At 71.3% G+C, this 26,247-nt stretch carries 19 protein-coding genes and 1 tRNA gene; 16 read left to right on the forward strand and 4 right to left on the reverse strand.

The window, feature by feature from the left end; genetic code table 11:
• Window positions 1-812 precede the first annotated feature (812 nt).
• The 5 genes from ABZ386_RS22585 (at window position 813) to ABZ386_RS22605 (ending at window position 7,466) form a co-directional block, all read left to right on the forward strand.
• Window positions 813-2,102, forward strand: a complete 1,290-nt coding sequence (locus ABZ386_RS22585; protein ID WP_351348964.1) for an extracellular solute-binding protein — start codon at window positions 813-815, stop codon at window positions 2,100-2,102.
• A complete protein-coding gene (locus ABZ386_RS22590) occupies window positions 2,102-3,103 on the forward strand; it encodes a sugar ABC transporter permease (RefSeq protein ID WP_351348967.1) in 1,002 nt (333 codons plus the stop codon). Before ABZ386_RS22585 ends, ABZ386_RS22590 begins: the two co-directional genes overlap by 1 nt.
• Window positions 3,100-3,978 carry a carbohydrate ABC transporter permease gene (locus tag ABZ386_RS22595; protein WP_114250970.1) on the forward strand — a complete coding sequence of 293 codons (879 nt, stop codon included), beginning with the start codon at window positions 3,100-3,102 and terminating at the stop codon, window positions 3,976-3,978. Before ABZ386_RS22590 ends, ABZ386_RS22595 begins: the two co-directional genes overlap by 4 nt.
• Before the next feature lie 7 nt (window positions 3,979-3,985).
• Complete coding sequence (locus tag ABZ386_RS22600) at window positions 3,986-4,615, forward strand: hypothetical protein (protein ID WP_358965655.1); 630 nt, start codon at window positions 3,986-3,988, stop codon at window positions 4,613-4,615.
• Window positions 4,616-4,730: 115 nt separating this feature from the next.
• Window positions 4,731-7,466, forward strand: a complete 2,736-nt coding sequence (locus ABZ386_RS22605; protein ID WP_356672978.1) for a Tat pathway signal sequence domain protein — start codon at window positions 4,731-4,733, stop codon at window positions 7,464-7,466.
• A gap of 7 nt (window positions 7,467-7,473) precedes the next feature.
• Here ABZ386_RS22605 and ABZ386_RS22610 read toward each other — a convergent pair whose 3' ends face one another.
• On the reverse strand, window positions 7,474-9,984 hold the full coding sequence (locus ABZ386_RS22610) for a hypothetical protein (protein WP_358965658.1): 2,511 nt from the start codon (window positions 9,982-9,984) through the stop codon (window positions 7,474-7,476).
• Between the two features lie 96 nt (window positions 9,985-10,080).
• Between ABZ386_RS22610 and ABZ386_RS22615 the strand changes: the two genes are divergently transcribed.
• Window positions 10,081-10,527 carry an SRPBCC family protein gene (locus ABZ386_RS22615; RefSeq protein ID WP_358965662.1) on the forward strand — a complete coding sequence of 149 codons (447 nt, stop codon included), beginning with the start codon at window positions 10,081-10,083 and terminating at the stop codon, window positions 10,525-10,527.
• Between the two features lie 39 nt (window positions 10,528-10,566).
• Window positions 10,567-10,638, forward strand: a tRNA-Val gene (locus tag ABZ386_RS22620).
• Between the two features lie 66 nt (window positions 10,639-10,704).
• On the opposite strand, the gene ABZ386_RS22625 is transcribed toward ABZ386_RS22620, so the two are convergent.
• Window positions 10,705-11,433, reverse strand: coding sequence for a 3'-5' exonuclease (locus ABZ386_RS22625; RefSeq protein ID WP_114250965.1), 729 nt, complete (start codon window positions 11,431-11,433; stop codon window positions 10,705-10,707).
• Between the two features lie 169 nt (window positions 11,434-11,602).
• On the opposite strand from ABZ386_RS22625, the gene ABZ386_RS22630 reads away from it, so the two are divergent.
• From ABZ386_RS22630 to ABZ386_RS22645, 4 genes are all read left to right on the forward strand, one after another.
• The gene (locus ABZ386_RS22630; RefSeq protein WP_351348982.1) at window positions 11,603-12,169 is read left to right on the forward strand and encodes a DUF4365 domain-containing protein; all 567 of its coding nucleotides are present in this window, start codon (window positions 11,603-11,605) and stop codon (window positions 12,167-12,169) included.
• Window positions 12,166-13,392, forward strand: coding sequence for a hypothetical protein (locus ABZ386_RS22635; protein WP_356619424.1), 1,227 nt, complete (start codon window positions 12,166-12,168; stop codon window positions 13,390-13,392). The genes ABZ386_RS22630 and ABZ386_RS22635 overlap by 4 nt, the downstream gene beginning before the upstream one ends.
• A 94-nt stretch (window positions 13,393-13,486) precedes the next feature.
• Window positions 13,487-15,463: a threonine--tRNA ligase gene (gene thrS / locus ABZ386_RS22640; RefSeq protein WP_358965664.1), complete on the forward strand. Its 1,977-nt coding sequence runs from the start codon at window positions 13,487-13,489 to the stop codon at window positions 15,461-15,463.
• A 66-nt stretch (window positions 15,464-15,529) separates the two neighbouring features.
• A complete protein-coding gene (locus ABZ386_RS22645; protein WP_351348991.1) occupies window positions 15,530-16,090 on the forward strand; it encodes an HIT domain-containing protein in 561 nt (186 codons plus the stop codon).
• A 114-nt stretch (window positions 16,091-16,204) separates the two neighbouring features.
• Here the strand turns inward: ABZ386_RS22645 and ABZ386_RS22650 are convergent, their stop codons facing one another.
• Both ABZ386_RS22650 and ABZ386_RS22655 read right to left on the reverse strand, forming a co-directional pair.
• Window positions 16,205-17,872, reverse strand: coding sequence for a hypothetical protein (locus tag ABZ386_RS22650; RefSeq protein WP_355726457.1), 1,668 nt, complete (start codon window positions 17,870-17,872; stop codon window positions 16,205-16,207).
• A 170-nt stretch (window positions 17,873-18,042) separates the two neighbouring features.
• Entirely contained in the window at window positions 18,043-20,241 is a 2,199-nt protein-coding gene (locus tag ABZ386_RS22655) for an elongation factor G-like protein EF-G2 (protein ID WP_355723507.1), read from the reverse strand.
• A 217-nt stretch (window positions 20,242-20,458) separates the two neighbouring features.
• Between ABZ386_RS22655 and pgsA the strand changes: the two genes are divergently transcribed.
• From pgsA to ABZ386_RS22680, 5 genes are all read left to right on the forward strand, one after another.
• On the forward strand, window positions 20,459-21,229 hold the full coding sequence (pgsA, locus tag ABZ386_RS22660) for a phosphatidylinositol phosphate synthase (protein ID WP_351348999.1): 771 nt from the start codon (window positions 20,459-20,461) through the stop codon (window positions 21,227-21,229).
• Window positions 21,226-22,134, forward strand: coding sequence for a phosphatidylinositol mannoside acyltransferase (locus tag ABZ386_RS22665; RefSeq protein WP_351349002.1), 909 nt, complete (start codon window positions 21,226-21,228; stop codon window positions 22,132-22,134). The genes pgsA and ABZ386_RS22665 overlap by 4 nt, the downstream gene beginning before the upstream one ends.
• A complete protein-coding gene (locus ABZ386_RS22670; RefSeq protein ID WP_351349005.1) occupies window positions 22,131-23,294 on the forward strand; it encodes a glycosyltransferase family 4 protein in 1,164 nt (387 codons plus the stop codon). The genes ABZ386_RS22665 and ABZ386_RS22670 overlap by 4 nt, the downstream gene beginning before the upstream one ends.
• Before the next feature lie 114 nt (window positions 23,295-23,408).
• Window positions 23,409-23,951, forward strand: coding sequence for a hypothetical protein (locus ABZ386_RS22675; protein WP_351349008.1), 543 nt, complete (start codon window positions 23,409-23,411; stop codon window positions 23,949-23,951).
• 586 nt (window positions 23,952-24,537) lie between these two features.
• On the forward strand, window positions 24,538-26,157 hold the full coding sequence (locus ABZ386_RS22680) for an AbfB domain-containing protein (protein ID WP_351349011.1): 1,620 nt from the start codon (window positions 24,538-24,540) through the stop codon (window positions 26,155-26,157).
• The last annotated feature ends 90 nt before the right edge of the window (window positions 26,158-26,247 follow it).

The raw sequence follows: 26,247 nt of genomic DNA on the forward strand, positions 1-26,247 counted from the left end.
TGTATCCCCCACCGGTCCCGGGGCCCAACCTCCTTTTCCTCTGGTGGGCCGCCGTCGTTGTGAGCGGCGGCAGCGGCAGCGGCAGCGGCAGCGGCTTCGGCGACGGCACCATCGTGCGGGTGCGGGTGCGGGTGCGGGTGCGGGTGCGGGTGCGGGTGCGGGTGCGGCAGGTGCAGGTGCAGGAGGGCGGCACCTGGCCTGGTAGTGGTCCGTTTGCTGCGCGGGCCCGGCAGCCTGTCCGGCCTGTAGCGGTATGCCCCCGCCGGCCGCCCGTGCCGTCGCGATCCTCGCCCCGCGCACCGTGGCCCGACGCCGACCGCGCGCCGACGCCGACTGCGCGTCGTCCCTCGCCGACGGGACCAGTGCCTGCGGGGGCCCCGGCGGCGTCATCGGGCGCCCGCTCAAAGCGCGGCCGCCACCCGGGCACATCGACATCGCCCCGGTCGTTCGCTGCCAGGCCCAGCCCATCACCCCCCACCCACAGCCACCCCCCGCCCAACCGCCACATGGCCAAAACCCACCCCCACCCCCGGCGCTCCGGCCCGCCGCCCCACCGACGTCTTTCGGTCGCGCCCGAAACCCGCACAACCGGCCCCGGTTCGTCCGGCCCCTCGACCGCCCGCGCCTCACCAGGGACGTCACCCCGTCCGGACCCCGAAGCCGTCGCCCCACCCCGCTCCGCTCCCGCCCCCTTCGGTAAGAAATTCTTGTCCGAATCATTGACGCACCCTCAGCCCCTCCGTAACTTGTGCCAGCAAGCGCTTACTTGAAACGATTCATGCGAGCGGGATGACGTGCGGGGAGGTCCAACCGTGGTGAACGGCAGGAATGTTGAGAGACGTACGATCCTGAAGGTGGCCGGGGCCACGGCAGCCACCCTGGGGATGGCCGCGACGACCGGCTGCGGTGGCGACGGAGGGACGTCCGCGGACGGGACGGTGACGATCCGTTACGCGTGGTGGGGTGCGGAGGACCGCGCCGAGCGCATCAAGAAGACCATCGCGCTCTTCGAGAAGAAGTACCCGAAGATCAAGGTGAAAACGGACTTCCAGCCTTATCTCGACTTCTGGAAGAAGTTCAACACGCAGGCCTCCGGCGGAAATCCGCCGGACGTGTTCCAGAATGCCATCGGCTTCCTCCGCAAATACGACGCGAAGAACGTCCTGCTCGATCTCAGCGAGCAGGTCAAGGCCGGCCACCTCCGGATGGAGGGATTCCGGGCGGGCCTGGAGAAGTTCGGCGAGATCGACGGCAAGCTCCTCGGCGTCCCGGTCGGCTCCAACTCGATGGCGCTGGTCATCGACAAGCCCGTCTACACCCGGGCCGGCGTCAAGCCCGAGCAGGGCTGGACCTGGGACGACTTCGAAGCGGGCATGAAGAAGATCCGCGACAAGACGGGCCGCGCCGGTGACAGCGGCATGTACGGGACCATGTACCTGTACGACCTCTACCTGCGCCAGAACGGCAAGGCGTTCTTCACCGAGGACGGACTCGGCTTCACCGAGGCGGATCTGACGGACTGGTGGACCAAGGCCAAGAAGGGCGTCGAGGACGGCATCTACTCCGACCCCAAGAAGGTCGCCCAGATCAAGCCCAAGTCCGCGCTCGCCGCGGAGCTCTCCGGCGGCGAGTTCACCTGGGACAACTTCACCGTCCGCTACACCTCCGAGGGCAAGAGCGAGTACGGCCTGGCTCCCATCCCCACCACGGACGGCAAGAAGACCGGGCAGTACCTCGGCTCCCTCATGCTGAGCGCCTCCAAGCGCACCCAGCACCCCAAGGAAGTCGCCCAGTTCATCGACTTCATGGTGCACGACCCCGAGGTCGCCAAGATCATGGGCTACGACCGGGGCGTGCCCGCGACGCAGGCGCAGTATGACGCGTACAAGCCGACCGACGAGGTCAACAAGGCGATCGCCGCGTACGAGGAGTCGCTCGTCGAGGCGGGTGTGCTGGAGCCCATCACGCCGCACCCGAACGGCGCGGACATCTGCGAGTCCGCGTTCCTGCGCATCGCCGAGGAACTCGGCCTGGGCAAGAGGTCGGTGGACGACGCCGTCAAGCAGTTCTTCAACGAGTCGAAGACGGCTCTCGGCACCTGATGGGACCCACCGTGACACACGCCCCTGCGATGGAGGGCCTGTCCCAGGACTCCGAGCCGCGGCACGGTCCGGTGAAGCCCGTGCGCCCCGCCGCCCTCAAGCGGCGGCGGCGCCGGGAGAACCTGGCCGGCTATCTCTTCATGTCCCCCTGGATCGCCGGGTTCCTGCTGCTGACCGCGGGCCCGATGGTCGCCTCGCTCTACTTCGCGTTCACCGACTACAACCTGTTCGACGCGCCCAAGTGGATCGGCCTCGACAACTTCTCCGAGATGTTCGGCGATCCCCGCTGGCGCCACTCGGTGCAGGTGACGTTGTGGTACGTCGTCGTGGGTACGCCGCTGAAGCTGATCGCGGCGCTCGGAGTGGCGCTGCTCCTCGCCCAGAAGCGGCGCGGGCAGGCCTTCTACCGGGCCGCGTTCTACGCGCCGTCGCTGATCGGGGCGAGTGTGTCCGTCGCGATCGTGTGGAAGGCGATCTTCTCGGACGACGCGGTCGTCGACCGTACGCAGAAGCTGTTCGGGATCGACGTCGGCGGCTGGACCGGCGACCCGGACATGATCATCTACGCGCTGGTGGCGCTCACCGTCTGGCAGTTCGGCGCCCCCATGGTCATCTTCCTCGCCGGTCTCAAGCAGGTCCCGCGGGAGCTGTACGAGGCGGCGGAGGTCGACGGCGCCGGCAAGCTGCGGCGGTTCTGGAACATCACCCTGCCGATGATCTCGCCGGTCCTCTTCTTCAACGTCCTGCTGGAGACGATCCACTCCTTCCAGATCTTCAGCTCGGCGTACATCGTCGGCGGCGGCGCCGGGGGCAGCGCCTGCGGACCGGCCGACGGTTCGATGGTCTACACCTGCTACCTCTACGTCCAGGGCTTCGAGAACAGCCGGATGGGCCTGGCCTCCGCGATGGCCTGGCTGCTGCTGATCGCGGTCGCCCTGGTGACGGCGGTGCTGTTCTGGTCCCAGAAGCGCTGGGTGCACTACGAGGAGGGCGCCTCATGAGCGCATCAGCCGCCGATGTCAAACCCTCCGGGGCGTTCCGCCGCAAGCTCCCCGGGTCCGTCGCCTGGCACATCGGTTCCCTGCTGATCCTCGCGGTGATCCTCTACCCCGTGGTCTGGGTCATCGGCGCCTCGTTCAAGAAGAGCGAGGACATCATCGGCAGCCTGGACCTCTTCCCGGGCGACCCGATCACCTCGAACTACACGCGGCTCAGCGAGGGCATCGCGGACATCCCCATCTCCACGTTCTTCCTGAACTCGCTGTTCCTCGGGGTGGGTTCCGTGGTGGGGATCCTGGTGTCCTGCTCGCTGACCGCGTACGCCTTCGCGAAGATCAGGTTCGCGGGCCGGAACCTGCTGTTCACGCTGATGATCGGCACGCTCCTGCTGCCGTACCACGTGCTGCTCATCCCGCAGTACGTGCTGTTCCGCAACATGGAGATGATCAACACCTACACCCCGCTGCTGCTGGGGAAGTACCTGGCCACGGAGGCGTTCTTCGTCTTCCTGATGGTGCAGTTCATGCGCAACCTGCCCAAGGAGCTCGACGAGGCCGCCCGGCTCGACGGCTGCGGGCACCTGCGCATCTACTGGTCGATCGTGCTGCCGCTGTGCCGTCCGGCCCTGATCACCAGCGCGATCTTCACGTTCATCAACGCGTGGAACGACTTCATGGGACCGCTGATCTATCTCAACGAGCCGGACAAGTACACGGTCTCGCTCGGGCTGAAGATGTTCGTGGACCAGGACGCCGTGGCCAACTACGGCGGCATGATCGCCATGTCGCTGGTCGCGCTGCTGCCGGTGCTGGCGTTCTTCCTGGCGTTCCAGCGCTATCTCATCGACGGCATGGCCACGTCGGGTCTGAAGGGCTGAGGCGGGCATGGCCGGGACACGGGTGAAGGCACGCGGCGAGTCGTTGCCCGCCGAGGGGGCGCCCCCTGCGCGAACGGAGCCGGGAGCCTGGGGACGATTCGCGGTGTTCGCCGAGTCGTTGCTGACCGGCGTGTGGATCGCGGTGGCCTCGCTGGGTGTCGTGACGTACCCGGCGGCCTTCGCCGCCGGGGCGCGGCATCTGCGGCGCAGCACCGCCCATGAGGCCGGTGGCCTGCGGGAGTTCGTCGCCGACTTCCGGACGGCCCTGCGCGGGGGCTGGATCGCCGGGCTCGCCGGGTGGGCGGCGGTGGCCGCCGTCTGGGTGGACGTGCAGGCGGCCCGGGCGGGGATCCCCGGCGGGCCGCTGGTCGGCGCCGTCGGGGTCGTCGCGCTGATCGGGCTGGTCGTGGCCGGGCTGCGCGCGGCGGCGGTGTGGGAGCCGGGCGCCCGCTGGCGGACGCTGCTCGCACAGGCCGGGCGCCGTACGGTGCTCGACCCGGCCGGTTCCTTCCTGCTCATGGCCGGGCCGGCCGTGGTGGTCGTGTCCGCCTGGTTCGCCGCGCCGCTGGCGATCCCCGTCCTGGGGGCCGTCGCGGCGGCGGCCGTCGCCGTGGAGGAGCGGTACCGGCACCGCTGACGGCGGTGCCTCCCCTTTCCAGGTCGGTGCCCCGGGCGCCGCACCTCTCTCTGTCATGCCCCTGACCAGCGTACGGATTCGCATCCCGCACGGACGAGGAAAGGCAGCAACCCCTATGTCTCCCATCCCCCGTAGATCCCTCCTGAAGGCGGCCGCCGTCGCCGGAGCCGCCGCCCAGTTCAGCTGGGCGCTGGGCGCGCAGGACGCCCAGGCCGCGCCCGCGGCCGCGCCCGCCGAGCCCGACCCGGTGACCCTGGACTGGCTGGAGGACGGCGGCCTCGGCGCGGCCCCCGGCTCCACCGTCGGCGTCCCCTGGCCCAAGGGCGCCTACCAGGACGACCAGACCTTCGCGCTCACGGACGCGGACGGCAAGGCCGTACCCGTGCAGTCCTGGCCGATCGCCTACTGGCCCGACGGCTCCCTCAAGTGGACCGCACACGCCGTCGCCTCGGGCAACGGCAAGCTCACCCTCGCGGCCGGCACGCCCGCCGCACCCGAGAAGAAGGTCACCGTCGACAAGAGCGGCGGCGCCATCACCGTCTCGACCGGCGTCATCACCGCGAGGATCGGCAAGTCCGGCTCCACGATCGTCAAGTCGGTCACCCGGGGCTCGACGGAGATCGCCAAGAACGGCCGCCTGGTCCTGATCCGCCAGCCGGAGTTCGAGGACGGCGACCAGGGCACGGTCAAGACCGAACGCTTCGAGGGCGTCATCTCCAAGGTCCAGGTCGAGCAGGAGGGCCCGGTCCGGGCCGTCGTCCGCATCGACGGCAAGCACCGCAAGGGCGACCGCAGCTGGCTGCCGTTCTCCATCCGCCTCTACTTCTTCGCGGGCGCAGACTCCTTCCGCATGGTGCACACCATCACCTACGACGGTACCCAGAAGCCGGGCAAGGCGTCCGGCGACTTCGTCCGCGGCCTCGGCGTCCGCTTCACCGTGCCGATGCGCGACGAGTCCTACGACCGCCACATCCGCATCGGCGGCGACGGCACCGGCCTGCTGCGCGAGGCCGTCAAGGGCATCACCGGACTGCGCCGCGATCCGGGCGCGGCCGTGCAGGCGGCGCAGTACGAGGGCAGGAAGCTGCCCGACCCGGCTACCTGGGACCAGCGCGTCACCACCCGCCTGCAGTACATCCCCGAGTGGGGCGACTACACCCTCTCCCAGCTCTCCGCCGACGGCTTCACCCTGCGCAAGCGCACCAAGAAGGGCTACGGCTGGATCGGCGCGGGCGGCGGCCGGCGCGCCTCCGGCTTCGGCTACGTCGGCGGCGTGAGCGGCGGTCTCTCCTTCGGCCTGCGCGACTTCTGGGAGAAGTTCCCCGCCCAGCTCGACATCCGGGGCGCCCACACCGACGAGGCCGAGGTCACCCTCTGGCTCTGGTCGCCCGAGGCGCAGCCGATGGACATGCGCTTCTACCACGACGGCATGGGTCAGGACACCTACCCGGAACAGATCGAGGGCCTCAACATCACCTACGAGGACTACGAGCCGGAGTTCGGCACCCCCTACGGCATCGCCCGCACCTCCGAGCTGCTGTTCTGGGCCAACGCCTCCACCCCGAGCGCCGAGACGCTCGCCGAGCAGGTCGAGGCCGTCCGGGTGCTCCCGCAGCTCGCCGCCCCGCCGAAACAGCTCATCAAGGCGGGCGTCTTCGGCAAGGGCCTGTACGCCGAACCCGACCGCTCCACCCCCGCCAAGGCCAAGATCGAGGACCACCTCGACTTCCTCTTCACCTACTACAAGGACCAGGTGGAGATGCGCCGGTGGTACGGCTTCTGGGACTACGGCGACATCATGCACACCTACGACACGGTCCGGCACCAGTGGCGCTACGACGTCGGCGGCTACGCCTGGGACAACTCCGAGCTGTCGCCGGACCTGTGGCTCTGGTACGCGTACCTGCGCTCCGGCCGCGCCGACATCTTCCGCTTCGCCGAGGCCATGACCCGGCACACCGGCGAGGTCGACGTCTACCACCTCGGCAAGTGGGCGGGCCTCGGCACCCGGCACGGTGTGCAGCACTGGGCCGACAGCGCCAAGCAGCAGCGCATCGCCAACACCACGTACCGGCGCTACTACTACTTCCTCACGGCGGACGAACGCGTCGGCGACCTCATGCACGCCAACGTCGACTCCGACGAGACGTTCCTGGCCCTGGACCCGCTGCGCAAGATCCGCACTGAGCCGTACACGCCCGACCGGCACGCCCTGTCGATCGGCTTCGGCACGGACTGGTCCGGCCTGGTCTCGGCGTGGCTGACCGAGTGGGAGCGCAAGGGCCCCAAGTGGGAGAAGGCCAAGGCGCGTGTCCTGTCCACGATGGAGACCATCGCCGCCCAGCCCAACGGATTCGTGCAGGGCAGCGGCCTGTACGACCTGGACACCGGCAAGTTCGCCGTCGCCGCCCAGCCCAAGGTGGAGGTCTCGCACCTGTCGGCCGTCTTCGGCCTCAACGAACTGTGCGCCGAGCTCATCGACCTCGTCGACATGCCGAAGTTCAAGGAGGCGTACCTCGACTACTGCCGCTACTTCAACGCCACCAAGGCAGAGCAGGCGGCCCGCTACGGCAGCAACTTCGGCTCCCTGATCCTCTTCCAGGGCCACTCGCGCCTCGACGCGTACGCCGCCGTCCAGAGCGGTGACGAGAAGCTCGCCAAGCGCGCCTGGGACAAGTTCTACAACTCCGACGGCTACAAGGAGTCCGCGCCCTGGAAGACCGAGAAGCTCAGCGGCCCGCTCACGCTGGTGCCGGGCAGCGAGGCGCCGTGGGTCTCCACCAACGACACCTCGCTGTACGGCCTCGCCGCGATCGAGAACCTGGCCCTGCTCGGCGACAGGATGCCGTAGCCGGCGGCTAGTCCATCCTCCCCAGGACCTCCCGCACCCGCCGGACGTCCCGGATCCGCTGCTCGTACGTTGCCCCGAGTGCGAGCAGCAGGAGCCCGGCGAGGGCGGGAGGCGCCCAGCGGGGGAGTGCTCCGGTCACCTGCACGACGTACGGGGCGAGTTCGTGCAGCGTGACCAGGGCGAGCACCGAGCCGCCGAGCACCAGCGGCGCCTGGAGGTGGTGCCGGGCGCCCAGCAGGGTGACCAGCAGGGCCGCCGTGCCCAGCAGCAGCGGGCGCGTCCAGTGCGGGTCGCCCCAGGCCGCGACCAGGCTCGGCAGGAGGGTGGCGGCGAGTCCGGCACCGTACGCCGTCCAGGACGTGACCCGCGGGTCCCGGCGCCGGCGCAGGGCGCCGAGGAGCAGGGCCGGGACGGTCACCGGGAGCGTGTACGCCTCGGGCGCGGAGACGTCCCAGGCGGCCAGGCGCACCCACGCGGCCAGCACGAACAGGGCCGTGGCCGCGTAACCGACGGGTCGGCGGCCGGGTCGCAGCGCGGTGCCCGTGGCGATCACGCCGCACAGGGCCAGCACCAGGGCGAGCAGCGGCGGGTCGGTGACGGCGAGGCCCACGGCGAGCAGGCCGGTGGCGGCGGCGGTGATCTCCACCGCCACGACCGTCCGGGGCTCGAGGAGACGTGCCGCGAGCAGGGCGGCGGCCGCGGGTACGGCCAGCACCAGCAGGGCCGTGCGGGCCGGCGGCCAGTCCGCCGCGGCGCCTGTGGCCGAGGCCAGCGCGGCGGCGTGCACGAGGGCGGCCGGAGCCGTGACGGCGGCGAGACCGGCCCGCCACGAAGCCCCGGCGAACAGGACCGTCAGCACGGACAGCACGACGAGGGTCGCGGTCTGGGAGGCCAGCGAGGCAAGGACCAGGCCGAGGGCCGTGACCAGGGCGAGGACGAGGGCGGTGATCCGCGCGTCGGGCGTGGTGGCTCGAGCCTCGGGCGCCCTGGTCCGCGCGTCGGACGTTGTGGTGTGCGTGTCGGGCGCGGGGGTTCGCGCGTCGGGTGTCGTGGTGTGCGTGTCGGGCGCGGGGGTCCGGTCGTCGGGTGTCGTGGTGCGGCCGGCGTACAGCGTGGTCGCTGTCACGACTCCCAGGACCGTCAGCCCGGCCCCGTACGGGATCTCGAAGACCGCCGGGAGTATCAGCACCGCGCCCCAGAGCAGGCCCAGGGCGCCGAGCCGGGCCCGTGGACGCCACTGCTCCGCCGGGACCGCCAGGGCGAGCACGGCCGCCACCACCAGGAGCACCAGGGGAGCCGTCGCCGCGTCCGGCGGCCAGGGCGTCTCGACGGCCACCGCGGCACGGGCGTCCGCCGGCGCCCCGCTCCACACCCGCCCCAGCCACCCGGCCGGCCCCAGCACCACCAGGGCGACGACGGGCAGCGCCCACACCAGCGCCAGCGCCTGCACGGCACCGGACGCCCAGACGAAACCCTGCCGTACCGCGTCGGGCAGCCGGCTCACCCGCACCGCCGTCAACAGGGCGACACCGAGGACCAGATGGGCCGGCACCGCCCACTCCGACGACACTCCGGAACGGACCACTCCGCCGAGCGCCGCCACGGTGAGCAGCCCCGAGGCGATCGCCGGCCCCAGGGCGTGCCGCGCGCTCGGCATCCGCCAGGCCGCGCCCAGCGTGATCCCCGCCGCGAGAAGGAGCAGCGCCCCGGCCCGCGTGGCGGCCCCCGGGCCGTCGGCCGTCAGGGACAGCCAGCCCGCGCCCAGGACGCCCCAGCCACCCACGGCGTACGCGCCGACGACCGCCGATATCCGTACGGAAGCGGTCGACACCCGCAGCGCCAGCACCGCGTCCAGCCCGGCCGTCACCAGCAGCGCCGCCGTGATCACATACGGACTTCCGTCGGCGGCGAGGGCCCACAGCAGCAGCGGGAACTGGGCTGCCGCCAGGGCGGCCGGCAAGGGCAGCCGCAGTGCGGCCGTGGCGGGCAGCAGACCGTAGGCCGACCAGGCCACCGCCAGCACCGCCGCCGCTGCCGCCGCGTATCCCGTCCCGTCCGTCCCGGGAAGGGCGGCCTCGTGCAGCGCGTAGGCGTCCAGGACGGTCAGCGCGAGCCCGAGCCCCGCAAGGGACTCCGCCGTCGACCGCAGCCCGCGCTTCAGCAGGGGCACGGGGGCGGCGAGCGCGGCCAGCGTGACGGCGCCGAGCACCAGGGCCCGCCCGGCGATGCCCATGTGCCCCCAGCTGACCAGCGTGAACACCGCCGCCGCGAGCGTGAGCAGGACACCGCCGAGCACCAGGAGCACGTTCTGCACGCTGGGCGCGGCGGTCTCGGGGCGGGGCGGCGCCGCGGACGGCGTCCGCGGGTGCGCCCAGGGCCGCGACGGCTGTGCCGTCTGCCGCAGGGCCGCGACCAGCCAGGCGCGGCGGGTCAGCAACTGGGCCCGGCGGGCGTCCAGTTGCCGCAGTTCGGCGTCGAGGAGCCGCAGTTCCTCGGCCGGGGGCGGAAGGTGCGTCATGGCACGCAGTGTGGCCCGGGTCACCCCGCAGGGCATGAGCGCGGATACTCAGGCGCGTACTCAGACAGCCCCGCCGTGAGTGGGCAGACTGCGGGCATGGACTGGAACCACTACCGTTTCCGCAGCCTGTGGCCCCTGCCCGCGCCCCCGGCCGCCGTGTTCGAGGTGCTGGAACGGCCCGAGGACTACCCCCGCTGGTGGCGCCAGGTCCGCGAGGTGACCCGCCTCGACGACACCACCGGGGTGATCCGCATCCGTTCCGTCCTGCCGTACCACATGACCTTCACGGCGCGGGAGGTGCGGCGCGACCCCGGCGCCGGTGTGCTGGAGATCGCCATGACCGGGGACATCGAGGGCTGGGCGCGCTGGACGGTCACGCCGCTCGGGCCGGGCAGCCTCGCGCGGTACGACCAGGTCGTGAGCGTGACCAAGCCGCTGCTCAGGCGGTTCGCCGTACCGGGACGGCCCCTCTTCCGCGCCAACCACGCGCTGATGATGCGCTCCGGGCGGCGCGGACTGCTCAGGCACCTCGAAGCGGTTTGAAGGAAACGGGCCGGGACCTGTATTGTTCAGTGCGTTCCCGGGCGATTAGCTCAGTGGGAGAGCGCTTCGTTCACACCGAAGAGGTCACTGGTTCGAACCCAGTATCGCCCACCGGAAACAGCCGGTCCGTCGCAGACGGACCGGTTTTTTCATGCCCTCGCCGCGCCGGGTACGTGGTCAGGCCGCCGCCGGCAGGTCCGGACGCAGCGGCCAGGCCGGATCGACCGCCTCGTCCACCCCGCTGCGTGCGAACCACGCCTGCAGCCCCCGCGCTTGCGCCGCGTGCCACACCGCCTGCAGCGTGTGCAGCTCGCCCGGCGCGAGCCGCTCCAGCCGGGACGCGAACCGGCGGCCCACCGCCCGGGTGACCTCCAGCGCCGCCACCGCGTCGGCCGCCGCGTCGTGCGCGCCCTCCAGGGCGACGCCGTAGTGCGCGCACAGGTCGGTCAGCGTGCGGCGGCCCTTGCGGTAGCGGTCCAGGTGCTTGTCCAGGACCCGCGGGTCGAGCACGAACAGCGGCGCCGACTCGAACCAGCGGCCCAGCGACGAGGCGCGATGGCGCCGCAACTCCCGGTCCAGCAGCGTCAGATCGAACGGCGCGTTCATCACCACGACCGGGCGGCCCGCGTGCGCCTGCTCGGCCAGCGCCTGAGCTATCTCGTACATCACCGGCGACGGCCACCGGCCGTTGCGCTGGAGGTGATCCTCCGTCAGTCCGTGCACCGCCGTCGCCTCGGCGGGCACCGGCACCCCCGGGTTCACCAGCCAGCGGCTCACCCGCGGCCGGACGCCCGGCGCGTCCTGGACGACGACGGCGGCCGACACGATCCGGTCGGTCTCGACGTCCACGCCCGTCGTCTCCGTGTCGAAGGCGGCCAGCGCCCCCTCGTACCAGCACGTCGTCATAGCCACACAACCCCTCGATGACCTTCGGCAGTTGACGCACAGTCCGCTGCCCGATCCGGTGATACCCGGGCTGTTTGCGCCGTACGCCGGAAGGAGACAACAGGAGTACGGGTTGTTGCAGTTCAGCGGCCCGCAGCGGGGAATCACTTGTTCTGGAAGGCTGTTGGCCATGGCCATAGCGCAGCCCGAACGGGGCGGGCTGCTGCCCGAGCGCACGGCTCCCTCTCGCGGCACTCTCGCCACCACCGCCTGCATGGAGACACTGCAGGTCGGCTATCTGCACGCCGTCGCGGCGGCCGCCGGCTGCTCGCTGTCCCAGCCCTTTCCCGACAACGGCATCGACTGGCACGTCAGCCACAGCGCCCCCGGGCACACGGTCGACGACGAGGTCACCATCAAGGTGCAGCTCAAGGCCACCTACCAGGTGCCGCCCAACCCACCGGGCCGCACCTTCTCCTTCACGCTCGACAACGACCACCTGGCGAAGCTCGCCCGCACCCCCGTGTCCGTGCACAAGATCCTGGTGGTGATGCTGGTGCCGCGCTCCCAGGACGACTGGCTGCGCGCCAGCCACGACCGGCTCGACCTGAGGCACTGCTGCTACTGGACCAACCTCGCCGGACAGCCGATCACCGGCCGCCGCCGCACCACCGTGCGCATACCGACTTCACGCATCTTCGACGACCGGGCGCTGTGCGAGATCATGACGCGGGTCGGGACGGGAGGAAGACCGTGACGCACCGCCCGACCGAGGAGCCGGCGAGGCCCGCCCGGCCCCACCCCGTGGACCCCGCCTGGAGCGGCGCAGCGCCCGAGCCCGTCGACGTCGACCCGGCCGTGCTCAGCGCCCTGCTGCGCCGCCACGGCTGGCAGCGGCGCGGCGGCGCCCCCGGCCGCTACGGCCGCTGGACCCCGCCGGGACCGGGCGGCGGCGGGATCAGTCTGCTGGTGCCGGAGAGCCGCGCCTTCCCCGACAGCGACGACCTGCTCGGCGAGGCCCTGCTCGCCCTGTCCCGCAGCGGCTCGCCCTCCGCCCGCGAGGTCCTCCTCTCCCTCGCCGTGCCCAGCGACGAGATCCGCTGGTGGCACGACGTCCCCGCCGGACCCGGCGGAGCGGCGTCCTGGACCGTCGAGGACCGGCTGCGCACCGCCGCCCGCCGGATGCTGCTCGCCGCGGCCCTCGCCACCCGCGCGCGGGCCGGCTACCACGGCGCCCGCCACCGGCGCGCCGCCGCCGCGGCCCTGGAGCACGTCCTCGTCGGCTCCGCCACGGACGGCCGCCTCACCGCCTTCGTGCCCGTCGCCGCCGGCCGCCCCCTCGCGGTCCGGCTCCACCAGGCCCTGCACGCCGCCCGCGAGGCCATCGACTACCAGCGCGCCACCGGCGGCATGGACGCCTTCGACGCCGCCGTCGAGGCCGGCGTGAGCCACGAACTCACCGAGGCGCTCGTCACCCTCGTCCGGGGCACGGAAGGCGCCCGGATCGCCGTCGAGTGGGCCCCGGCGGCCGGTGTGCCCGAAGGCTGCGCGCCCTCCGCCGGGCCCGTCGAGTTCTCACCCGGCGACCTGTCCGTGCTGCGCGAAGCGGGCGCCCGCTACCGGCACGAGGAACCCGCCGTGCCGGTGCGGATCACCGGAGCGGTGGTCCGGATGCGCAGGTCCGGGCCGCGCGGCGAGGGCACCGTACGACTGCGGGTGCTGGCCGGGGCCGATGTGCCGAACGTCCGGATCACCCTGGACGAGGAGGCGTACCGGATCGCCGGGCACGCCCACCTCGTCGGGCTGCCGGTGCGGGTGCAGGGGAGGCTGGAGAGCCGGGGCGGGTTCCGGCGTCTCACCGGGGCCCACGGGGTCGTCCCGGTGCAGGTCGACGACGCCGAGCGGGACCGGCTGATGAAGGAGCTCCAGGAGAACCTCGACTTCTTCGAGGAGGCCTGCGGAGGGGACTGCGGGGACTGATTTCGCGGTGGGCCGTCCCGGGTCGGTACGATCCTTACTCGTGCGCGCGCTCCGGTATGGCGCACGCAACCCCACCTTCAGTCAGGAGAGACCGGTGTCAGACGTCCGTGTGATCATCCAACGCGATTCCGAGCGGGAAGAACGCGTGGTGACGACGGGCACTACGGCCGCCGAGCTCTTCGCCGGCGAGCGTTCCATCGTCGCCGCGCGCGTGGCCGGCGAGCTCAAGGACCTGTCGTACGCCCTGTCCGACGGCGACGAGGTCGAGGGCGTCGAGATCTCCTCCGAGGACGGCCTGAACATCCTGCGCCACTCCACCGCGCACGTCATGGCGCAGGCCGTGCAGGAGCTCTTCCCCGAGGCCAAGCTGGGCATCGGCCCGCCCGTCAAGGACGGCTTCTACTACGACTTCGACGTCGAGAAGCCGTTCACGCCCGAGGATCTCAAGGCCATCGAGAAGAAGATGCAGGAGATCCAGAAGCGCGGGCAGAAGTTCGCCCGCCGCGTCGTCACCGACGAGGCCGCCCGCGAGGAGCTGGCGAACGAGCCCTACAAGCTGGAGCTGATCGGCCTCAAGGGCTCCGCCTCCTCCGACGACGGCGCGGACGTCGAGGTCGGCGCCGGCGAGCTGACGATCTACGACAACCTGGACGCCAAGACCGGCGAGCTGTGCTGGAAGGACCTCTGCCGGGGCCCCCACCTGCCGTCGACCCGTGCGATCCCGGCGTTCAAGCTGATGCGCAACGCGGGCGCCTACTGGCGCGGCAGCGAGAAGAACCCCATGCTGCAGCGCATCTACGGCACCGCCTGGCCGACCAAGGACGAGCTGAAGGCGCACCTGGAGTTCCTCGCCGAGGCCGAGAAGCGTGACCACCGCAAGCTCGGCAGTGAGCTCGACCTGTTCTCCATCCCGGAGCAGATCGGCTCCGGCCTCGCCGTCTTCCACCCCAAGGGCGGCATCATCCGCCGGGTCATGGAGGACTACTCGCGCAAGCGGCACGAGGAGGCGGGCTACGAGTTCGTCTACACCCCGCACGCGACGAAGGGGAAGCTCTTCGAGACCTCGGGCCACCTGGACTGGTACGCCGACGGCATGTACCCGCCCATGCAGCTCGACGAGGGCGTGGACTACTACCTCAAGCCCATGAACTGCCCGATGCACAACCTGATCTTCGACGCGCGCGGGCGTTCCTACCGTGAACTGCCGCTGCGCCTGTTCGAGTTCGGGACCGTGTACCGGTACGAGAAGTCGGGCGTCGTGCACGGCCTGACCCGCGCCCGCGGCTTCACCCAGGACGACGCGCACATCTACTGCACCCGCGAGCAGATGTCCGAGGAGCTCGACAAGCTCCTCACCTTCGTGCTGGAGCTGCTGCGCGACTACGGCCTGAACGACTTCTACCTGGAGCTGTCCACCAAGGACCCGGAGAAGTTCGTCGGCTCGGACGAGGCCTGGGAGGAGGCGACCGAGACGCTGCGCCAGGTCGCCGAGAAGCAGGGCCTGCCGCTCGTCCCGGACCCGGGCGGCGCCGCCTTCTACGGCCCGAAGATCTCCGTCCAGGCCAAGGACGCCATCGGCCGCACCTGGCAGATGTCGACGATCCAGCTCGACTTCAACCTGCCGGAGCGCTTCGACCTGGAGTACACCTCCGCCGACGGCTCCAAGCAGCGCCCGGTCATGATCCACCGCGCGCTGTTCGGCTCGATCGAGCGCTTCTTCGCGGTGCTCCTGGAGCACTACGCGGGCGCCTTCCCGGCGTGGCTGGCCCCGGTCCAGGCGGTCGGCATCCCGATCGGCGACGCGCACGTCGAGTACCTGGAGAAGTTCGCGGCGGCGGCCCGGAAGAAGGGCCTGCGCGTCGAGGTGGACTCCTCCTCGGACCGTATGCAGAAGAAGATCCGCAACGCCCAGAAGCAGAAGGTGCCCTTCATGGTCATCGCGGGCGACGAGGACATGTCCCAGGGGTCGGTGTCCTTCCGCTACCGCGACGGCTCCCAGGAGAACGGCATCCCCTTCGACGAGGCCATCGCGAAGATCCAGAAGGTCGTCGAGGAGCGCGCGCAGGTCTGATCACACGGCGCCGAGGCCCCCGGGGCGATCCCGGGGGCCTTTGCCGTCCCCCCAGCTCGACGCCATATGCTGCACTGCATGACGAGTGAGCCGGAGCAGCAGCTGGGAGTGGGGACGCAGGACGCGTTCCAGCGTCTGTGGACGCCCCACCGGATGGCCTACATCCAGGGCGAGAACAAGCCGACCGGCCCGGGCGCCGGCGACGGCTGCCCCTTCTGCTCGATCCCGGCCAAGTCCGACGAGGACGGGCTGGTCGTCCGGCGCGGCGAGCAGGTCTACGCCGTGCTCAACCTCTACCCGTACAACGGCGGTCACCTGATGACCGTGCCCTACCGGCACGTCGCCGACTACACGGACCTCACGGCGGGGGAGACCGCCGAACTCGGCGAACTCACCAAGCAGGCGATGACCGCCCTGCGCACCGCCTCCGGCGCGCACGGCTTCAACATCGGCATGAACCAGGGCTCCGTCGCCGGCGCGGGCATCGCGGCGCACCTGCACCAGCACATCGTGCCGAGGTGGGGCGGCGACACGAACTTCATGCCGGTGGTGGGGCACACGCGGGTGCTGCCGCAGTTGCTGGCCGACACGAGGAAGATGCTGGCGGAGGCCTGGCCGGCCACCTGAGCCTCGCGGCCCCGTAGCCCGTCCGGCGTTTGAGGACGAGGCCGTTGAGGCCGATGGGGGTCCGGGGGCGAAGCCCCCGGGAACACCGGCCCCCACCGGCCCGCGACCGATCACCTACGCGTCGTACACATCCGCCTTCTTCGGCGAAGCCTCCTGCACCGCCCCGCTGAGCGCCGCCGACCGCGCCCCGAACTTCTCCACGTTCACGCCGTTCTCCCGCAGCACCTTCAGCGCCGCCGCATGCACCACACGCAGCACAGGCGTAGCCGCCCGCAACGCGTCGTCCGCCATGAACCGGTGCCGCCACGGCTGGTCGGCCCACGCGTGCCGCAGGCCGAAGGGCTCCGGCAGCGTGAGGCCGCCGCCGAGCCACTTCAGCAGCGGCGGGTACCAGGTCAGCGGGGCCCGCGCGGCCAGCCGTACGACCTCGTCGGCGTCGATCAGGGGGAGCTTCACGGAGCGGGTCTCCCAGAACCGGAAGGCCTTCTGGACCGTCTTCTCCTTGGCCGCGGGCTTCTCGTTGAACAGGGAGTGGACCGGCCCCAGGGCGTGGCCGGTGACCTCGATGCGAAGGGTGTCGTGCAGCACGGTCACCGTGATCAGCATCGTGATCACCAGGTGGCCGTCCCAGAGGGTCCACTGCACGCCCAGGTAGTGCCGGTCGCCGCTGCCGAACTGCTGCTTGTTGCAGATGTCCTGCACGGCGTGCGTCCGGATCGTGTACGCGTCGACGTCGGTGCCGCTAGGCCGGGACACCTCCGTCGCCTTCTCGCCGATCGGTGTGACGATCCAGTGCGTGATGCTCGGCTTGGGGAAGCCGCCGGTGTTGATGGACGTCCGCTCCAGCATGCCCAGGCCGCCCTGGATCGCCACGATGACGTCCCAGCTGCGGAAGGGGTGGAAGTCCTTGCCCGGCTCGGCGGAGACCAGCTCCTCGGCCAGCTGCCAGCTGCCCCACCGCGTGCCCATGCCGAGTATGCCCTTGGGGCCGGCGTAGAAGACCGAGTTGGACCGCTGCTCGGCGGCCAGCCGGGCCAGTTCCTTGCGGACCTGCTCGGCCGCGTCGCCCGGGCTGCCCGGGACGGCCTCGGGGATCTTGGCGCCGACACCGCCGCCGGACAGCAGGCTGGACCAGCGCTCCCGCAGGTCACGGGCGGTCCGCTCGCAGATCTGCTTGGCCCAGAACCAGCCGACGACCGGCATGATGATCGCCGCGCGCCCGTACAGGGCCCAGAAGCCCGTGAACGGCATGCGGATGAGGAACAGCACGGCGAGTGCGCCCACGGCGACCAGCAGGGTCGTGGCGAGGGCGCCCGCGCGCTTGTCCTCGCGCTTGGCCATGGTGGTGCGCAGCGTGAACACCAGCAGCCACACGAGGAAGCCGGGCAGGAAGAGCACCCCGCAGATCACCGTGATCGCCGAGAGCCAGTTGTCGCGGTCGCGGCGGATGCGGTGGGCCGCCAGGCAGTGCTCCACGACGACCTGCGGCTCGATGCCGAACGACTGGATGACCGGCTTGCGCCCGGCCCCCAGCATCCGGTCGATCACCGCGCGCGAGAAGGCCTCGCCGAACCTGGGCCGGAAGATCTTCGCCCAGGACCGCGGTGGGGTGACCTTGGACTGGTGCCATTCGTTGTCGGCGTTCAGGATCTTGGTGACCTCGTCGTCCCGGTACGCCGCCGCGGCCAGCGCATAGGTCGCCGCCGTCTGGCCGCTCGCACCCGCCAGAGGCACCTGGGCCCCGGGACTGAAGTCGAATCCGTCCGTCACTGCCGCCCCCATCGCTGCCGCACCTGCATTGCGGCCTTCCCGACTTCCGCGCTCCGCACACCTGTTGATCAGGTCATCAGCGTATCCGTCCGCACCGACATCCGTCGGCGGGCGGCCCGTCAAGCCGCCCGCCGACGCGGAGGGGAGCCCTCACGAGGGCAGTTGGTGGCGCCGGGCGCCGACTACGAGGCCTTGCGCGCCTCTTCACGCACCCGTTCCGCGACCTGCGCCGGCATCGGCTCGTGCCGGGCGTAACGGCGGCTGAAGCGGGCCGTGCCGTGCGTCATCGACCGCAGGTCGACCGAGTACCGGCCGATCTCGATCTCCGGCACCTCCGCCCGGATCAGGGTGCGCCCGCCGGGTGTCTGCTCGGTGCCGAGCAGCCGGCCGCGCCGGCCGGACAGGTCGCTCATCACGCTGCCCACGTAGTCGTCACCGACCAGCACCGACACCTCGGCCACCGGCTCCAGCAGATGGATCTTCGCGCCGGCCGCGGCCTCCCGCAGCGCGAGCGCCCCGGCCGTCTGGAAGGCGGCGTCGGAGGAGTCCACCGAGTGCGCCTTGCCGTCCAGCAGCGTCACCCGCACGTCGATCAGCGGATGCCCGGCGGCGACTCCCTTCGCGGCCTGGGCCCGTACGCCCTTCTCCACCGACGGGATGAACTGCCGGGGCACCGCGCCGCCGACGACCTTGTCCACGAACTCGATGCCGGAGCCGCCCGGCAGCGGCTCGACCTCGATCTCGCAGATGGCGAACTGCCCGTGCCCGCCGGACTGCTTGACGTGCCGTCCGCGCCCGGCCGACTTGGTCGCGAACGTCTCGCGCAGAGACACCTTGTGCGGGACGACGTCGACCTGGACGCCGTACCGGCTGCGCAGCCGCTCCAGGGCCACGTCCGCGTGCGCCTCGCCCAGGCACCACAGGACCACCTGGTGGGTGTCCTGGTTCTGCTCCAGCCGCATCGTCGGGTCCTCGGCGACCAGCCGGGCGAGGCCCTGCGACAGCTTGTCCTCGTCGGGTTTGCTGTGCGCCTGGATGGCCAGCGGCAGCAGCGGGTCGGGCATCTGCCACGGCTCCATGAGCAGCGGGTCGTCCTTCGCGGACAGGGTGTCGCCGGTCTCGGCGCGGCTCAGCTTGGCCACGCACGCCAGGTCACCTGCGATGACGTGCGACACCGGGCGCTGCTGCTTGCCGAAGGGCGTGGACAGGGCGCCGATCCGCTCGTCGACGTCGTGGTCCTCGTGGCCCCGGTCGGCCAGTCCGTGTCCGGAGACGTGGACCGTCTGGTCGGCGCGCAGGGTGCCGGAGAACACGCGGATCAGCGACAGCCGGCCCACGTACGGGTCCGAGGACGTCTTCACGACCTCGGCGACCAGCGGGGCGTCCGGGTCGCAGGGCTTGAGCTCGCGCGGCTCGCCGTCGATAGTGGTGACCCGCACCGTCTCGTGCTCCAGCGGTGTCGGGAAGCCGCGCGTGACCAGCTCCAGCAGCTCCACCGTGCCGAGCCCCTGCCGGGCGCCCTCGGTCGCGGGGGCGGCGGCCAGGACGGGGAAGAAGACCCCGCGCGCCACGGCCCGCTCCAGGTCGTCGATGAGCGTCTTGACGTCGACCGGCTCCCCGCCGAGGTAGCGGTCCATGAGGGTCTCGTCCTCGCTCTCCGAGATGATCCCCTCGATCAGCCGGTTGCGGGCCTCCTCGATCAGCGGCAGCTGGTCCTCGCCCGGCTCCGACTCCTTGCGCTCGCCGGTCGAGTAGTCGAAGAGCTTCTGCGACAGCAGTCCGATCAGTCCGGTCACGGGCGCGTGCCCGTCGGGCGCCTGCGGGCCGTGCAGCGGCAGGTAGAGCGGCAGGACCGCGTCGGGGTCGTCCGCGCCGAAGGCCTCCGCGCAGATCCGCGTCATCTCCTCGAAGTCGGCGCGCGCCGCCTCCAGGTGCGTGATGACGATCGCCCGGGGCATCCCGACCGCCGCGCACTCCTCCCACACCATGCGCGTCGAGCCGTCCACGCCGTCCGACGCCGAGACGACGAAGAGGGCCGCGTCCGCCGCCCGCAGACCGGCCCTGAGCTCACCGACGAAGTCGGCGTATCCGGGGGTGTCGAGGAGGTTGACCTTGATGCCGTCCCACTCGACGGGCACCAGGGAGAGCTGCACCGAGCGCTGCTGCCGGTGCTCGATCTCGTCGTAGTCGGAGACGGTGCCGCCGTCCTCCACGCGGCCCGCCCGGTTCACCGCCCCCGCCGTCAGCGCGAGGGCTTCCACCAACGTCGTCTTGCCCGATCCGGAGTGGCCGACCAGCACCACATTCCGTACGGACTGGGGGTGGTCGGCCGCCTGTGCCCTGCCGGCGGCTCCGGGGTGTGTCTGTGCCTTGTCGCCCATGGTCCTGCCTCCCGTGCACGGTGAGGTCACTGTGGGCGCGGACACGCGGGATCCGCGTGCGGTGCGGCTCCGGCGACGCCCGCGGTTCTTCGACCTTCCCACTCCCGTCACGGCGCGTCCATACGAACGACGTCATCGCGACTCCCACCAGCCGCTTGAGGGTTCAACCGAAGGGGTCCGGGTGCCCCGCCCTCGCCCGCACGCGCGCGTGGCTACGATGGGCCAGCCGGTGGCCAGCAGGGGCCAGACGGCGACACCGACCCTCGGGAAGGCCATGCTGAACAAGTACGCGCGTGCATTCTTCACGCGTGTCCTCACACCGTTCGCCGCGTTTCTGATCCGCCGGGGCGTCAGCCCCGACACCGTCACGCTCATCGGCACCGCCGGGGTGGTCGCGGGCGCGCTGGTCTTCTACCCCATGGGCGAGTTCTTCTGGGGCACGGTCGTGATCACGCTGTTCGTGTTCTCCGACCTCGTCGACGGCAACATGGCCCGTCAGCTCGGCCGCTCCAGCCGCTGGGGCGCCTTCCTGGACTCCACGCTCGACCGGGTCGCCGACGGCGCGATCTTCGGCGGCTTCATCCTCTGGTACGCGGGCGGCGGCGACGACCTCGTCCTGTGCGCCGTCTCGATCTTCTGCCTGGCCAGCGGGCAGGTGGTGTCGTACACCAAGGCCCGCGGCGAGTCGATCGGCCTGCCGGTCGCGGTCAACGGGCTCGTCGAGCGGGCCGAGCGGCTGGTGATCTCGCTGGTCGCGGCCGGTCTGGCGGGCCTGCACGCGTTCGGCGTCCCGGGCATCCAGTACCTGCTGCCGGTCGCCCTGTGGATCGTCGCCGTGGGCAGCCTCGTCACGCTGATCCAGCGGGTCGTCACGGTCCGCCGGGAGTCCGCCGAGGCCGAGGCGGCGGCCGCGCAGGACCGGGCCGGCGCGCAGGACAATGAGGGCGAGCAGCACAACGCCTCTCACGGAAGCGAGGCGGCCACGTGAGCGCCCAGGACCGGCTGACGGACGCGCTGTACGGCCTCGGCTGGAGCACCGTCAAGAAGCTCCCCGAGCCGGTCGCCGTACGGCTCGGGCGCACCATCGCCGACGCCGCCTGGAAGCAGCGGGGCAAGGGCGTACAGCGCCTGGAGAGCAACTACGCGCGCGTGGTGCCCGGCGCGAGCCCCGAGCGCCTCGCCGAGCTGTCCCGCGCGGGCATGCGCTCCTACCTGCGCTACTGGATGGAGTCCTTCCGCCTCCCGGCCTGGAGCAAGGAGCGGATCGCGGAGGGCTTCACCGTCAAGGATCTGCACCATCTCACCGAGGGCCTGGCCGCGGGAAAGGGCGTCGTACTCGCCCTGCCGCACCTGGCCAACTGGGACCTCGCCGGCGCCTGGGTCACCACGCAGCTCGGCATCCCCTTCACCACGGTCGCCGAGCGCCTGAAGCCCGAGACGCTCTACGACCGGTTCGTCGCCTACCGCGAGGGCCTCGGCATGGAGGTCCTGCCGCACAGCGGCGGCACCGCCTTCGGCACCCTGGCGAGGCGGCTGCGCGACGGCGGCCTGGTCTGCCTGGTCGCCGACCGCGACCTGTCCGCCTCCGGAGTCGAGGTCGACTTCTTCGGCGACACGGCCCGGATGCCGGCCGGACCGGCCCTGCTCGCCCAGCAGACGGGCGCCCTGCTGCTGCCCGTCACGCTCTGGTACGACGACTCGCCCGTGATGCGCGGCCGCGTCCATCCGCCCGTCGAGGTGCCCGAGTCAGGCACGCGCGCCGAGAAGACGTCTGTCATGACACAGGCGCTGGCCGACGCCTTCGCCACCGGGATCGCCGACCATCCGGAGGACTGGCACATGCTGCAGCGCCTGTGGCTCGCGGACCTCGACCCTGCGAAGGGGCGCCCGTGAGGATCGGCATCGTCTGCCCGTACTCCTGGGACGTACCGGGCGGCGTCCAGTTCCACATCCGCGACCTCGCCGAGTACTTCCTCCGTCTCGGCCACGAGGTGTCGGTCCTGGCCCCGGCCGACGACGACACCCCGCTGCCGCCGTACGTCGTCTCGGCCGGGCGCGCGGTGCCGGTGCCGTACAACGGCTCGGTGGCGCGGCTGAACTTCGGCTTCCTGAGCGCCGCCCGGGTGCGCCGCTGGCTGCACGACGGCGCGTTCGACGTGATCCACATCCACGAGCCGACCTCGCCGTCGCTGGGCCTGCTGGCCTGCTGGGCCGCCCAGGGCCCGATCGTGGCGACCTTCCACACGTCCAACCCGCGCTCGCGGGCCATGATCGCCGCCTACGCCATCCTCCAGGCCGCCCTGGAGAAGATCAGCGCCCGGATCGCCGTGAGCGAGTACGCCCGCCGCACGCTCGTGGAGCACCTCGGCGGGGACGCGGTGGTGATCCCGAACGGCGTCGACGTCGACTTCTTCGCCCAGGCCGAGCCCAAGGCCGAGTGGCAGGGCGACACGATCGGCTTCATCGGGCGCATCGACGAGCCCCGCAAGGGACTGCCGGTGCTCATGAGGGCCTTGCCGAAGATCCTCGCCGCCCGGCCGCAGACGCGGCTGCTGGTCGCCGGGCGCGGTGACGAGGAGGAGGCGGTGGAGTCCCTGCCGGTCGAGCTGCGCTCCCGCGTGGAGTTCCTCGGCATGGTCAGCGACGAGGACAAGGCCCGCTTCCTGCGCAGCGTCGACCTGTACGTCGCGCCCAACACCGGCGGTGAGAGCTTCGGCATCATCCTCGTCGAGGCCATGTCGGCCGGAGCCCCCGTCCTCGCCTCCGACCTGGACGCCTTCGCGCAGGTCCTGGACCGGGGAGCCGCCGGGGAACTCTTCCCGAACGAGGACGCCGACGCCCTGGCCGACGCGGCCGTACGGCTCCTGGCGGACCCGGAGCGCCGCGCCGAGCTGCGCGAGCGGGGAAGTGCCCACGTCCGCCGCTTCGACTGGTCGACCGTCGGCGCGGACATCATGTCCGTCTACGAGACGGTGACGGCGGGGGCGGCGGCGGTGGCCGAGGACGAGCGGACGACCGGGCTGTGGGGCCGGCTGGGGCTGGCACGGGACTGACACCGGGCAGCGGGTACGTTTCGAGCCATTTCGAACAGACCCGGACGGCCATGCTCCGTGCGGGGCAGGGTGGAGTGCACGGACAATCCAACCCTGCCGCTAGCCTTGCCGCCCGTGACCACCACTCTCATCTGGATCGCCGTGGCCCTGGTGGCGATCGGGCTCTACCTGAGCTGGACCGCCGGGCGCCTCGACCGCCTCCACGCCCGGATCGACGCCGCCCGGGCCGCCCTGGACGCGCAGCTGCTGCGCCGGGCCTCGGTGGCGCAGGAACTGGCCACGTCCGGGGTCCTGGATCCGGCCGCCTCGATCGTCCTGTACGAGGCCGCCCACGCCGCCCGGCAGGCCGAGGAGGAGCAGCGGGAGGTCGCCGAGAGCGAGCTGAGCCAGGCACTGCGCGCCGTTTTCGCCGAGTCCGCGCAGGTGGAGGCGGTACGCGAGGCGCCCGGGGGAGAGGAGGCGGCCCGGGAACTCACCGAGGCCGTGCGCAGGGTCCCGATGGCCCGGCGCTTCCACAACGACGCCGTGCGGGCGGCCCGGGCCCTGCGCCGGCACCGCAAGGTGCGCTGGTTCCGCCTGGCCGGCCACGCCCCGTTCCCTCTGGCCTTCGAAATGGACGACGAGCCTCCGGTAGCCCTGGTGGACCGGGCAGCCTAGACCGGCCCTTCCTTGTGCACGCCCGGTCGGAACCGTGATTTGCTTGTCTGCGGGGCTTGGGAATCGGCTTGTTTCCGCTCCTTACCGGACCGCCCACATTCGCAGCGGCACGAAAATCATTGCGAGGCTCGACGAAAGTGGGTTAACGTTTCGGCGGCCAGCCTGACCAGCATGGCCGGGCAGCGTGCCGGAGGGGACCGTCGACGCAGTGAGGCTTCGACGGACTGGGGCGCTCCCCAATACTCTGATGTGTGGGGGAAATCAAATTGCGGACGTCTGTACTGCTGCGCTACCGAGTGCCTCTTCGCCCCATGGCCCGGTAGGCATGCGCCTTTCCCTGTGACGTTTCAGGGTTCTCCGGCTCGGCCGCTTATTTACTTCTTCCTATTCCCGGTATACGAGACCGCTGCCTGATTAAGAGTTTCGCGCTGCGCGTCTGCGTATCGCCGATCGGCGGCACCCCGTTCTTCTGGCGTGCGTCGCCATGACTGCTGCCCGCCCGCCGGGAGCCGGCAGCCGCTCCCCCTTCTCCTTGCTCATGTGACGACCTGCCCATGCGTGGCGGCAGAAAGGTTCCATTTCACTTATGAACAGCAAGCACATCGCTTCCGCACGTGTGGGGCGGATCATGACGGGCGGCCTCGTGACCGCCACCGCCCTCGCGGCCGTCGCCGGTGCCTTAGCGCCGACAGCGGTCGCCGACAGCTCTCCGGACGTCGCGGCATCGAACGTCGCGGCCGGCGCGGCGAGCATCGGGACGACCGACGCCCAGCGCGTCGAGGCCGCGGCCGTGGTCCGTCTCGACCCGACCGCCGAGGTGCTCCTGCTCAGCGACTACGACTTCATCCACGCGCTGTGGCAGAAGGCCAGCGACGCGGGCGAGAAGCTGGACGCGGTGCGCACCGCCGCCGAGCAGGCGATGGCCAGCACGGTCGCCGAGGACCACGTGCGCTTCATCGTGACAGGCGTCCACGAGGCGTACCGGCTCGACCAGCAGCGGGAGCGGGAGAAGGCAGAAGCCGAGCGGGTGGCGCGACTGGCCAAGTCCCAGGTCCTGCTCGCCATCGGCATCCCCAGCACCCCCGAACTGCTGGCCCTCAGCGACGACAACTTCATCCGGGCCGTCGCCAGGCACGAGGCGTCCGGTCCCGAGGTGCGGGCCGCGGCACTGCAGGCGCTGGTCGGTGAGCCGGCGGACTGGCGGGAGTTCATCGTCAACGGCGCCCGCGAGGCGCACAAGCGGGACGTGGCCAAGGAACTCGAGGACCTGGCCGAGAAGGACCGCCTGGAGGCCGAGCGCCGCAAGGAACTCGCCGCGCGCAAGAACGCCGCGGCCCTGTTCCGCATCACCCCCTCCGAGGCCATGCTCGGGCTGAGCGACGACAACTTCATCCGCGAGCTGCTGCGTCTGGCCGCCGCCGACCTGCACGGCACCGAGCTGTATGCCGAAGGGCAGCGCGCCACCCGCAGCTCCGACCCGGCCGTGTGGAAGGCGTACATCCACACCGGGGCCGACGCCGCGTACAAGCGCGACGACGAGAACCGTCGCAAGAAGCTCGCCGAGGCGAACCGCAAGCTCGCCCTCCAGATACAGGCCGGCGCCGAGAACGGCGGAGTCAACCCCAACCTGGTCGCCGCGGCCAAGAAGGCCCTGGCCGGCAGCGATGACGACGTCGCTGTCTTCCTGAAGGCGGACACCCAGTACCGGCTCAAGCGCCAGTCGCTCAAGGCGTGGGGAGACGGTGAGTACGCCCGTCAGTCCAGCGCCGACCGCGGGAAGGTCGTCCTCAACGACACGCTCAAGAGCACCAGTGCGCTGGCCGACCGCGAGGACGCCACCTGGGTCATCGTGCCCTCCCTCGCGAGCCAGCCCGGGTGCTACTCCTTCGAGTCCGTGCGCAAGCCCGGCTACTACATCAGGAGCGGCAAGGCCGAGCAGGACGGACTCCGCGTGGAGGTCGCTGCGGACGACCGGAGCGCATCGTTCCGCAAGAGTGCCACATGGTGCGCCCGGCCGGCCGCTGAGCTGCCCGCCGGTGTGTCCTTCACGCAGGACGCCGGTAGCGGCGTGAACTGGCTCGCGCCCACGACGACGGCGGTCTACGCCCGCTCCTCCTTCACGTTCCTGCCGCCCGGTGCTTTCCCAGGGGATGTTTCGAAGGTGCGTAGGGCGGCCTGGCGAGTCACCGCACCAATGGCGCCCTGACGAGAAATCAGAGTGGGTGCCGGTGCCGGGGCCAGTGCGCAGACCCCGGCATCGCGCGCCAGCGAACTCGGAACGGCGACCGACCGTGCA

Source organism: Streptomyces sp. NPDC006140 (genome assembly GCF_040628815.1).
In the GTDB taxonomy this organism is placed as follows: domain Bacteria; phylum Actinomycetota; class Actinomycetes; order Streptomycetales; family Streptomycetaceae; genus Streptomyces.

Excerpts from the sequence above, each read along its gene's own strand:
- ABZ386_RS22590 (WP_351348967.1), top strand. The coding sequence starts at position 2,102 with ATGGGACCCACCGTGACACACGCCCCTGCGATGGAGGGCCTGTCCCAG.
- ABZ386_RS22595 (WP_114250970.1), top strand. The coding sequence starts at position 3,100 with ATGAGCGCATCAGCCGCCGATGTCAAACCCTCCGGGGCGTTCCGCCGC.
- ABZ386_RS22600 (WP_358965655.1), top strand. The coding sequence starts at position 3,986 with ATGGCCGGGACACGGGTGAAGGCACGCGGCGAGTCGTTGCCCGCCGAG.
- ABZ386_RS22605 (WP_356672978.1), top strand. The coding sequence starts at position 4,731 with ATGTCTCCCATCCCCCGTAGATCCCTCCTGAAGGCGGCCGCCGTCGCC.
- ABZ386_RS22610 (WP_358965658.1), bottom strand. The coding sequence starts at position 9,984 with ATGACGCACCTTCCGCCCCCGGCCGAGGAACTGCGGCTCCTCGACGCC.
- ABZ386_RS22615 (WP_358965662.1), top strand. The coding sequence starts at position 10,081 with ATGGACTGGAACCACTACCGTTTCCGCAGCCTGTGGCCCCTGCCCGCG.
- ABZ386_RS22625 (WP_114250965.1), bottom strand. The coding sequence starts at position 11,433 with ATGACGACGTGCTGGTACGAGGGGGCGCTGGCCGCCTTCGACACGGAG.
- ABZ386_RS22630 (WP_351348982.1), top strand. The coding sequence starts at position 11,603 with ATGGCCATAGCGCAGCCCGAACGGGGCGGGCTGCTGCCCGAGCGCACG.
- ABZ386_RS22645 (WP_351348991.1), top strand. The coding sequence starts at position 15,530 with ATGCTGCACTGCATGACGAGTGAGCCGGAGCAGCAGCTGGGAGTGGGG.
- ABZ386_RS22650 (WP_355726457.1), bottom strand. The coding sequence starts at position 17,872 with ATGGGGGCGGCAGTGACGGACGGATTCGACTTCAGTCCCGGGGCCCAG.
- ABZ386_RS22655 (WP_355723507.1), bottom strand. The coding sequence starts at position 20,241 with ATGGGCGACAAGGCACAGACACACCCCGGAGCCGCCGGCAGGGCACAG.
- pgsA (WP_351348999.1), top strand. The coding sequence starts at position 20,459 with ATGGGCCAGCCGGTGGCCAGCAGGGGCCAGACGGCGACACCGACCCTC.
- ABZ386_RS22680 (WP_351349011.1), top strand. The coding sequence starts at position 24,538 with ATGAACAGCAAGCACATCGCTTCCGCACGTGTGGGGCGGATCATGACG.